The following is a 9,883-nucleotide window of genomic DNA, read 5'->3' on the forward strand; positions in this document are numbered from 1 at the left end:
ACCTTTCTGAAGAAAGGTTCTTCCCCCTGGACCCCCTTTCCAAAGACTTTTATTGGCTCCAGGCCTGCGGCCTGTCGCGGGCAACTCCCCCCTTTCTTACATGGTCTATTGGTTTCCCCCCTTCCCCCAACGCAAAGGAACGGCCGAAGCCGTTCCTTTGCGTTGGGGGGCGCACCGTTGCCGCGAGTTTCGGGAGGGCGGAGCCATCCCGGAAATCGCGGCAACAGAACGAAACGCCGCCGCGCTGCTCCGCCTTGCCACTCCCCGGACTCCATCTCATCCCACGACCCCGGCCGCGCGCAGCGCGAGACCGGTAAACGGGATTCCAAAGGGTCGCGGACCCTTTGGCCGCCGGAGGCCTGCCTTTCAGCCCTGCAGGGCCATCAGTCCGTTCGAACGAGCCGAAAGCCCATGAAAAAATAGACCCCGTATTCCAGGGACGGGTCTTCACGTTTTGCGGCGCGTATGTCGGTATCGAAGGAGAGGAAGTGTCCGCCGCAGAGCAGGTGGTTTTCGTTGTATTGTGTTTTGCGGTCGGTCCGGACCCATTCCTGGACGTTGCCGAACATGTCGTGGAGTCCCCAGGGGTTGGGCTGGAAGCTGGCCACGGGGGCGCTGAAGGGGAACCCGTCGCGGCAGGGGGCGGAGGGCATCGGGTTTTGTCGTTTTCTGCCCAGCTCGGCCAGGTTGGTGAGGTCGCCGACGTTGGCGTAGGTGCAGATCTGTTTGTCGTATTCGTTGCTCCACCAACGGGAGGTGGTGGTCCCGGCGCGTGCCGCGTATTCCCATTGTTCTTCGGTGGGCAGGGCGATGTGGTGGCCGGATTGCCGGCGCATCCACCGGGCCATGGCTTCGGCATCGGAGTAGCTGACGCCTGCCACGGGGTGCTGATCGGTTTGTTCCATGCCGGGATCGCGCCAGTCCGAGCCGTAGACGTTTTCCCAGCGGTGGTCCCAGACGCGCACCCAGTCTTGTTTGGTGGATTGGGCAACGTAATTGGTGTTTTTGACAAAAGCGGCAAATTGTCCACGGGTAACTTCGGTCCGGCTGATCCAGAAGGGGTCGAGGCAGACGCGGCGGCGTTCTTCGCCGGGTTCGTGTCCGGGTTCGCTCAGCGGGCTGCCCATGAGAAAACAGCCGCCGGGAATGCGGATGAATTCCAGGCCGGTGGCCGGGTCGGTCCAGGTAGGCAGGGGTGTTTCAGGACCGGCTGTACCGGTGTCGTGGGCGCTGGCATTCCAGGGGAGCAGGAGCGCCAGGAGGAGCAGCGGCAGCCAGCGAAGGCCGTTGGGCATATTCATGCGGACCTCTTTTTGTTTTCGCGGAGGGTCTATTCGGTTTCGACGCGATCCCTGCCGAGGGCTTTGGCTCGGTACAATGCTTTGTCTGCGCGGGAAATGAGGTCTTCCACTCCGGCGGTGGGGTGGTCGGTGGAGGCCACGCCGATGCTCACGGTGGCGCAGATGTTGCCTTCGGGGGTGCGGGTATCCAGGCTGGAAACGCGGTGTCGGATGCGTTCCGCGGCCACGCGTCCGCCTTCGAGGTCGGTTCCGGGCAGGAACACGGCGAATTCCTCGCCGCCGAGTCTACCGAAGATGTCCACTTCGCGCAGGGTGCCGCAGCAGCGCCGGGCAAAGGTTTTGAGGACGGCGTCCCCGGCTGGGTGGCCGAGGCGGTCGTTCACGTCTTTGAAGCGGTCCATGTCGATGAGCAGCAGGGCGCATTGTCCACCGTGCCGACGGCGGCGGCGCATTTCACGTTCGGCCAGTTCCAGGAAGTAGCGGCGGTTGTGCACGCCGGTGAGGTGATCGGTACAGGCCAGGGCGCGCAGGCGTTGTTCTTCGTCCTTGATGCGGGAGATGTCGTCGATGACCCAGAGAACGCCCTTTTTAAGGTCCGCCGGGGCGTTGAGATCCACGGCCTGCCCCGAGAGGCGGCACCAGACCGGGCTACCGTCCTTGCGGCGCAGTTGGTATTCGATGTGCAGTTGGGCCGCGTCTTCCAAAGCACCGTAAAATTCCTTGCCAAAGGTGTGATATCGGGCCTCGTCGAGGTGCAGGTCGCGCACGTCCAGTCCGATCATCTCCTCGGGGGTGTCGTAGCCGAACAGGTCGGCCAGCGCCTGGTTGACCTTGGCGACCACGCGTCCGCCGCGCAGGAGCATGAGACCCACCTTGGTATTGGCGAAGATGACTTCTTGTTCGTTGAGGGCGTGTTGCAGTTCGAGTTCGATGTTTTTACGGCGGGTGATGTCGCGCAGGGCGGAAACGCGCACGGGAACGCCCTGATAGATGATCTTTTTGCCGTGAACTTCCGCAGGAAAGGTGGCGCCGTCTTTGCGGATGGCTGTGAGTTCGTAGGCGGTCTGCACGTTGTTTTCGATTTTTTGGCTGACGAGTTCGCGGCTATCCGGGGCAACGAGGTCCAGAACGTGTTTTCCGAGGAACTCCTCGCGGGTGTAGCCGTAGATTTTCAGGGCGGTGTTGTTGCAGGCCACACAGTGCAGGTCGCGGGAGTCGAAAAAGCCGATAGCCTCAAAGGAGGCGTCGGTCAGGGCGGACTGCTCCTCCAGTTCCTTTCTGGTGCGGTCTCGTTCGGCTTTCAACCGCGCCACTTCCTGTTCCAGTTGTTCCACGCGGGAACGCTGGTCCGGGGGGGGTGGGGTCTGGTTTTTGCTGGGAGGCATGCCGAGTCCTTGGCAAAGGTTTGGAGCTGGATACCGCAGCATGAAAGTATAATTTAATGGATGGGAAAGCGCAAGACAAGGGCGGGAAAACGTTAATTACAGCGCAAGGCCTGGTAAAATTGGCGTGATCCGTAATCGGCGGCTTCGAAGGGGTGATGGGATATCTGCCTAGTGAACCGAGCCGAATTAGGGGAAAGGAGCGGAGGAGGAGCGGGCAAGAGCGTTCAGGCCACGCCGAGCAGGGTGCGGGCCGTGGGACCGGGGTTATGGGCCTGACTGTAGGCGCGCAGGGCGGCGCGGCGCTGGGGGGGCATGGATTGGGAGATGGTCTGGTCGGCGGCCTCGCGGACCATGTGTTGGCGCAAGCCCGCGGTTTCCAGATTGGCGTTGAAGGTGTCGCGCGCGGGGGTGGACGGCTCAAGCTGGACGTCCTCGGTGGTGTAGGTGACGCCGAAGCCGCCGAGCTTCAGGCCGAAGGTGCGCGTGCGCACACGGGTTCGGCCCGGAATTTCTCCGGCCCGTGAGGAGGACTCGTGGTTTTCGTGCGCTATGTTGCGCGCGTATTCACCGACGGCCCGCTGACCGATTCCCGCGATGCTGGGGGACACGCCTTCTCCTTCAATGCCCAAGAGCCGGGCGTGGAAAAGTCCACGTACCGTGCCTCCGCGCTTATGGGCCGCTCCCTGGCCTGCGCTGTATGGGCGGATAGCGGCGCTTCCGTCCCTGGAAACGCTGTTTCGATACCCACTATATATGATGTTTCGCAACGTATGGCAAGCCGGCAGCCAGGGGCGGGACGGTTGATTCTCAGAGGGTTGCCATTCCGCATCCCAAAACGTAGATTCCTGTTCCGAAAAAAAAATGCAGGAAGGAATGAATGTACAAGATTGTAAAAAAGCGTGAGCTGATACCTGGACAAACCAGCCTGATGCGCATCCACGCCCCGGAGATCGCGGCCAAGGCCCGGCCCGGGAATTTCGTGATGCTCCGCGTCCATGAGCAGGGGGAGCGCATTCCCCTGACCATTGCGGATGCGGACCCTGCCGACGGCACCATCACCCTGGTTTTTTTGGTGGTGGGTAAAACCACGGCCCATTTGAATACATTGGAACAGGGCGACGCTCTGGCCGACGTGTGCGGACCCCTGGGGCGGCCCACGGATCTGGACGCCAGAGGAACCGTTGTCTGCGTGGGCGGCGGAACGGGCGTGGCCGCCATGCACCACATCGCCAAAGGACACCATCAGGCCGGGAACCGCGTCATTGCCATTGTGGGGGCGCGTTCCAAGGATCTGCTGCTGTTTTGCGACGAACTGGAGGATTTTTGCCCGGAAGTGCGCATCGCCACGGACGATGGATCACGCGGGCATCAAGGGTTTGTTACCGAAGTGCTCCAGCAGCTCATTGACGAAGGCGAAGACATCGCCGAGGTGGTGGCGGTGGGACCGGTCCCCATGATGCGGGCCGTGGCCGGAGTGACCAGGCCGCACGGTATTAAAACCACAGTGAGCCTCAACTCCATCATGGTGGACGGGATCGGCATGTGCGGCGCGTGCCGCTGCTCCGTTGACGGGGAAACGCGCTTCGCCTGCGTGGATGGCCCGGAATTCGACGGCCACCAGGTGGACTTTGACGAGCTTTGGGGGCGGCTTGGCCAGTTCCGCGAACAGGAGGCCGTGTCCAATGAAGCCTACCATCAGTGCCGTTGCGGGGGGAACAAATGAGCCGTCCACAAAAAAAGAAAAAAGCAATGGTCCCCCGCGTGGCCATGCCCGAACAACCGGCTGCAGAACGGGCGGAAAATTTCGAGGAAGTGGCCCTGGGATATTCCCCGGAACTGGCCCGGCAGGAGGCCATGCGCTGCCTGCAATGCAAGCGGCCCCTGTGCCGCGAGGGCTGTCCCGTGGAAATCGACATCAAGGGCTTTATCGCCTGCCTGCAAAATGAGGATCTGGACGGCGCATATGCCGTGATCCGCGATACCAACGCCCTGCCCGCGGTGTGCGGCCGGGTCTGCCCGCAGGAAAGCCAATGCGAGGGTGCGTGCGTGCTCGCGGCCAAAGGGGAACCCGTGGCCATCGGCCGGTTGGAACGCTTTGTGGCGGACCGCTGGGCCGAGCAACATCCGGAGGACGACCCTTGCGCCGCCATTACCGGCACCAGCACGTGTTCCAGCGGAAAACCGCTGCGCGTTGCCTGCGTGGGCGGCGGCCCGGCAGGGCTGAGCTGCGCCGGGTATCTCGCGGCCAAAGGCGCACACGTGACCGTGTACGAGGCGCTGCATGAGGTGGGCGGTGTGCTGGTCTACGGCATTCCCGGATTCCGGTTGCCCAAGGACGTGGTCCGGCGCGAGGTGCAGGCGTTGCGCGGGCTGGGTGTGGTTTTTCGCACCAATTGGGTGGGCGGCTGCACCTTCCAGCTTTCCGAATTGTTTGACCAGGGTTTTGACGCCGTGTTTCTCGGAGTGGGGGCCGGTCTGCCGCGGTTTTTGAACGTGCCGGGAGAAAATTTGCTCGGCGTGTTTTCCGCCAATGAATATCTCACCCGCGTGAATCTCGGCCGGGCCTACGCTTTTCCCGCCTATGACACGCCGCCGCCGCCCACGGGCCGTGTGGTGGTGGTCGGCGGGGGCAACGTGGCCATGGACGCGGCTCGCACGGCGCTGCGGCTTGGCGCGGACAAGGTGACCATTCTCTACCGCCGCACCGAGTCGGAAATGCCCGCCCGCGTGGAGGAGGTTCACCATGCCAAGGCCGAGGGAGTGGACATTCATTGCCTTTGCTCGCCCATTTCTTTCAATGGCGACGAAGGCCGACATCTGACTTCCGTTTCCGCGCAGTTGATGGCCTTGGGCGAACCCGATGATTCAGGCCGCTGCCGTCCGGTCTGTCTGGACGGGCAGGTGGAGGAAATTCCCGCGGACACGGCCGTCATCGCCGTGGGTACCCGGCCGAATCCCGTGTTGCTGCGGGCCACGCCGGACCTGCCGCTGAATCAATGGGGATACATTGAAGCGGATCCGGACACCGGGGAAACCGCCATGCCCAATGTGTTTGCCGGAGGCGACATCGTCACGGGCGCGGCCACGGTCATTTCGGCCATGGGCGCGGGACGCCGTGCTGGTCAGGCCATTGCCGCCCGTTTTCTGGAGGAGCGGCCCACCGAATAGGCGACGCGGCCAGTCATGGCGAATTCCGCACGGAACAATGCCCGACGCGGCGCGGTAGCCCACAGAGGGAGCCGCACCGCGCCGGACATTTACCTTCGCGCCGGTCTGCGCTATTTTCGCGTCTTTCAGAAACGGCCCGCGAACGGAGGATGACTTGCCTATGCGTTTCGTCGTGACCATGGTTTTGGCGTTTTGCCTTGCAACTCCCATGCTTGCGGGCTGTTCGCTCATGGGCGGCCCACGGGAGGTTGAAACCGTGCCTGCCGCTCCTTTTTGGCAATCCGAATATAAAAACGGCCGGGATGCGGTGTTGCACCTGAACAATTTGTTGCGGCGCGATCCTGACAATGCCCCATTGTTGGCCCGGCGTGCCGCCTTGTATCTGGATCTGGGTTCTCCGGGTCAGGCCATCAAGGATGTGAATCGCGCTCTGGAACTGGAACCGACCCTGAGCCACGCCATGATTACGCGTGCGGCCATTGCCCTGTCCACCCAGGCCCAGGGACCGGTCCTGGCGCCGCGCTCCGCCCCGGGCATGGATGACCGCGTGACCGCCGAGGAAATTTCCCAGGCCCGCGCCGATCTGCAACGGGCGTTGGAGCTGGATCCGGGCAATGCCCGCGCTCAGGCGTTGCTGGCCAAGGCCCACCGGCTTGCCGGGGATCCGGCCTCGGCCATGCCCCTGCTGGATCAGGCGCTGGAAACGGATGATACCCTGGGGTTGGCGTATCTGGAGTCCGCGCTTTCGCTCACGGATTTGGAACAGTATGAAGAAGCTGCCGAACGCTGGGAGGATCTGGTGGAGTTGCGGCCCGATGCCGTGGATCTGCTGCTGGAATCAGCCAAGGCCCAGTGGAATGCCGAGGAATTCGGTTCGGCCGAGGATATGCTCCTGCGCGCCGCTGCATTGCGGCGCGATGACCCGGAGATTTTTCGGCAACTGGCCCTGGTCGCTGCTTCGGAAGGGGACGAGGACGAAGCCCTGGAGTATGACGCCAAGGCCCGCCGTAAGGCCGCTCTGTTGGGTACCAGCTATTCCAGCCTGCTGATGGTGAGCACCCCGGACGAGGACGGGGAGGTGGAGGTGCGCCCCGCGCATATGCCGCTGATCCGCCAGGTGGCCGAGGTGGAGGAACCCGCGTCGGCTCCGGAAGGAGAGGCCGAGGCCGAAGTCCGGGAGCGGCCCGCTCCGCAACGCGATCTTATGGCCGAGGCGCGACAGGCGCTGAAGGAGAAGGATCCTGCCCTGGCCCTGGCCTTGATCTCCGAACATTTTGACCAACAGTCTCCATCCGCTGCGGACTACTGCCTCCAGGCGCGTACCCTGGCTGCCCTGGATGAAAGGGATATGGCCATGGACGCGGCCCGAAAGGCCATGGACGAGGAGCCGGAGAACGCCTGTGGTTACCATAATCTCGGCGTGCTCCTGGCCCGGGATGATCCGCAACAGGCACTCGGCGTCCTGAGCCAGGGGCTGGAACAAGCCTCGGACGCCGCTGCCATGCGCAACGAGCGGGGCAAGCTCTATTTGCTGCTTAAGCGGTTCGACGAAGCCGAGCAGGATTTTGCCGCGTGCATCGAGGCTGATCCCAATACTGCCGTGTATCATCTGCATCGGGCCATTGCCCGGTACCAGCGCGGCAACTACCAGGACGCTCTGGACGACGCGGATCGGTTTCTGCTCATGAAACCCAACGCCGCCGAAGGCTACCGCACCCGGGCCGCCATTCATCAAAAGCTCGGCAACCAGGAAGAGGCCGACCGCGACCTGGAAAGTGAACGCCGTCTGGGTCAGTCCTGACGGCGACCATAGCGCGGAAGGCGGGTCGCTCTGTAGCCGACCGTTCCGCATCAACCTTTTTCGGAACAAAGGATCACGCCATGCGAAGCAAAAAAATGACCGGCGGATTGGAAAAGGCGCCCCATCGCTCTTTGATGCACGCCCTGGGAATTACCCGCGAGGAAATGGACCGCCCCCTGGTGGGCGTGTGCAACGCCTTCAACGAGGTTATTCCCGGGCATGTGCACTTGCGCACCATTGCCGACGCCGTAAAAAACGGGGTGCGCATGTCCGGGGGAACCCCCATGGAATTCCCGGCCATCGGCGTGTGCGACGGACTGGCCATGAACCACGAAGGCATGCGGTTTTCTCTGCCCAGCCGGGAAATCATCGCCGATTCCATCGAGATCATGGCCACGGCCCATCCCTTTGATGCCCTGGTCTGCGTGACCAATTGCGATAAAATCGTTCCGGGCATGCTCATGGCCATGCTGCGTCTGAACATCCCCGCCGTGATCGTTTCCGGCGGTCCCATGCTGGCCGGAAAGCAAAAGAAACAGGTCTCGGACCTGATCACCGTGTTCGAAGGCGTGGGCCGGGTCAAACGCGGGGACATGAGCGAGACCGAGCTTGCGGAACTCGAGGAATGCGCCTGCCCCACCTGCGGCTCCTGCTCGGGCATGTTCACCGCCAACACCATGAACTGTCTGTCCGAGGCCATTGGCCTGGCCCTGCCCGGCAACGGCACCATTCCGGCCACGGCCGCGGCCCGCGTCAGGTTGGCCAAACAGGCGGGCATGGCCGTCATGAACCTGCTTGAACAGGGTATCACGCCTCGCGACATCGTGACCACGGATTCCGTGCGTAACGCCGTGGCCATGGACATGGCCCTGGGCGGCTCCACCAATACCGTGCTGCACCTGCCCGCCGTGTTTCACGAAGCGGAATTGGAATTGAGCCTGGAGCTGTTCGACGAGATCAGCCGTCAGGTGCCGAATATCTGTAAACTTTCCCCGGCCGGACACTATCACATCGAAGACCTGGACGCGGCGGGCGGCATTCCGGCCGTGATGCGGCGCGTGGCCGATACCGGGGCGCTGCACCTGGATTGCCTTACCGTGACCGGAAAAACCGTGGGCCAGAACCTGGACGACCTGAACGCCGATGTGCTCGACCCGGACGTGATCCGGCCTTTGGACAAGGCCTATTCGCCCCAGGGCGGCATTGCCATTCTGCGCGGCAACCTGGCGGAACAGGGATGCGTGGTCAAACAATCCGCCGTGGCTCCGGAAATGATGCAGCGGACAGGAAAGGCCCGGGTGTTCGATTCCGAAGAGGACGCTGTGGAAGCCATCCTGGGCAATGGCATCAAAGCCGGGGACGTGGTGGTTATTCGCTACGAAGGACCAAAGGGCGGGCCGGGCATGCGCGAAATGCTCACCCCCACTTCGGCCATCGCGGGCATGGGGCTGGGCGAAAGCGTGGCCTTGATCACGGATGGCCGGTTCTCCGGCGGGACGCGGGGCGCGGCCATCGGCCATGTTTCGCCTGAAGCGGCTGAAGGCGGACTCATCGGGTTGGTGCGCGAAGGCGATTCCATCCGTATCGACATCCCGGAACGCCGCATTGAATTGCTGGTGGATGAAACGGAACTGGCGCAACGTCGCCAGAATTGGACGCCACTGCAAAAAGAAGTCACGTCCCCGTTCCTGCGTCGCTATGCCGCGCGGGTTACGTCGGCGGCGACCGGCGGTGTGATGCGCTAATTTTTATGGGGGGGATGGCCTTCGGCGACCAGGGGGAAAACCTTTCTGAAGAAAGGTTCTTCCCCCTGGACCCCCTTTCCAAAGACTTTTATTGGCTCCAGACCTGCGGTCTGTCGCGGGTAGCCGTTTTTTCCCTTTCCCCCTCCCCTTTTCCCCTCCCAAAAGAAAAGAACGGCCAACGCCGTTCTTTTCTTTTGGGGGCGCACCGTTGCCGCGAGTTTCGGGAGGGCGGAGCCATCCCGGAAATCGCGGCAACAGAACGACACGCCCCCGGCCGCGCGCAAGCGCGAGACCGGTAAATGGGGGTCCAGGGGGCCGCGGGCCTCCTGGCCGCCGGAGGCATTCTTGCTTCTTACACCTGGGAACTATTGTTTTGTTCTTCCTTGGCCAGGGTGCGTCTGGCCCAGAGCAGGGCGATGCCTGCGGAGCACCAGACGATGCCGAAGATGCCCCACCAGAGGCTGGTGAGTCCGAGGTGGAGTT

7 protein-coding genes are annotated in these 9,883 nt (G+C 62.9%); 4 read left to right on the forward strand and 3 right to left on the reverse strand.

Going from position 1 to position 9,883, the window contains the following annotated elements:
• Positions 1-383 precede the first annotated feature (383 nt).
• The 3 genes from B5D49_RS14290 to B5D49_RS14300 form a co-directional block, all read right to left on the reverse strand.
• Positions 384-1,301, reverse strand: a complete 918-nt coding sequence (locus tag B5D49_RS14290) for a formylglycine-generating enzyme family protein (protein WP_078718402.1) — start codon at positions 1,299-1,301, stop codon at positions 384-386.
• 29 nt (positions 1,302-1,330) lie between these two features.
• Positions 1,331-2,686 carry a diguanylate cyclase gene (locus tag B5D49_RS14295; protein WP_159447256.1) on the reverse strand — a complete coding sequence of 452 codons (1,356 nt, stop codon included), beginning with the start codon at positions 2,684-2,686 and terminating at the stop codon, positions 1,331-1,333.
• A gap of 224 nt (positions 2,687-2,910) precedes the next feature.
• Positions 2,911-3,294: a hypothetical protein gene (locus B5D49_RS14300; RefSeq protein ID WP_078718404.1), complete on the reverse strand. Its 384-nt coding sequence runs from the start codon at positions 3,292-3,294 to the stop codon at positions 2,911-2,913.
• A 269-nt stretch (positions 3,295-3,563) separates the two neighbouring features.
• Here B5D49_RS14300 and B5D49_RS14305 point away from each other — a divergent pair, with 269 nt between their 5' ends.
• The 4 genes from B5D49_RS14305 to ilvD all read left to right on the forward strand — a co-directional run bounded on the left by B5D49_RS14305 (position 3,564) and on the right by ilvD (position 9,400).
• Complete coding sequence (locus tag B5D49_RS14305; RefSeq protein ID WP_078718405.1) at positions 3,564-4,409, forward strand: sulfide/dihydroorotate dehydrogenase-like FAD/NAD-binding protein; 846 nt, start codon at positions 3,564-3,566, stop codon at positions 4,407-4,409.
• A complete protein-coding gene (gene gltA, locus B5D49_RS14310) occupies positions 4,406-5,854 on the forward strand; it encodes an NADPH-dependent glutamate synthase (RefSeq protein WP_078718409.1) in 1,449 nt (482 codons plus the stop codon). The genes B5D49_RS14305 and gltA overlap by 4 nt, the downstream gene beginning before the upstream one ends.
• 160 nt (positions 5,855-6,014) lie before the next feature.
• A complete protein-coding gene (locus tag B5D49_RS14315) occupies positions 6,015-7,655 on the forward strand; it encodes a tetratricopeptide repeat protein (protein WP_078718406.1) in 1,641 nt (546 codons plus the stop codon).
• Positions 7,656-7,735: 80 nt separating this feature from the next.
• Entirely contained in the window at positions 7,736-9,400 is a 1,665-nt protein-coding gene (ilvD, locus tag B5D49_RS14320; protein ID WP_078718407.1) for a dihydroxy-acid dehydratase, read from the forward strand.
• The last annotated feature ends 483 nt before the right edge of the window (positions 9,401-9,883 follow it).

Origin of the sequence: Paucidesulfovibrio gracilis DSM 16080 (assembly GCF_900167125.1) — a bacterium.
In the GTDB taxonomy this organism is placed as follows: domain Bacteria; phylum Desulfobacterota; class Desulfovibrionia; order Desulfovibrionales; family Desulfovibrionaceae; genus Paucidesulfovibrio; species Paucidesulfovibrio gracilis.

Bases quoted from the DNA above. Each gene is read 5' to 3' on its own strand.
- B5D49_RS14290 (WP_078718402.1), bottom strand. From the start codon at position 1,301: ATGAATATGCCCAACGGCCTTCGCTGGCTGCCGCTGCTCCTCCTGGCG.
- B5D49_RS14315 (WP_078718406.1), top strand. From the start codon at position 6,015: ATGCGTTTCGTCGTGACCATGGTTTTGGCGTTTTGCCTTGCAACTCCC.
- gltA (WP_078718409.1), top strand. From the start codon at position 4,406: ATGAGCCGTCCACAAAAAAAGAAAAAAGCAATGGTCCCCCGCGTGGCC.
- B5D49_RS14295 (WP_159447256.1), bottom strand. From the start codon at position 2,686: ATGCCTCCCAGCAAAAACCAGACCCCACCCCCCCCGGACCAGCGTTCC.
- ilvD (WP_078718407.1), top strand. From the start codon at position 7,736: ATGCGAAGCAAAAAAATGACCGGCGGATTGGAAAAGGCGCCCCATCGC.
- B5D49_RS14305 (WP_078718405.1), top strand. From the start codon at position 3,564: ATGTACAAGATTGTAAAAAAGCGTGAGCTGATACCTGGACAAACCAGC.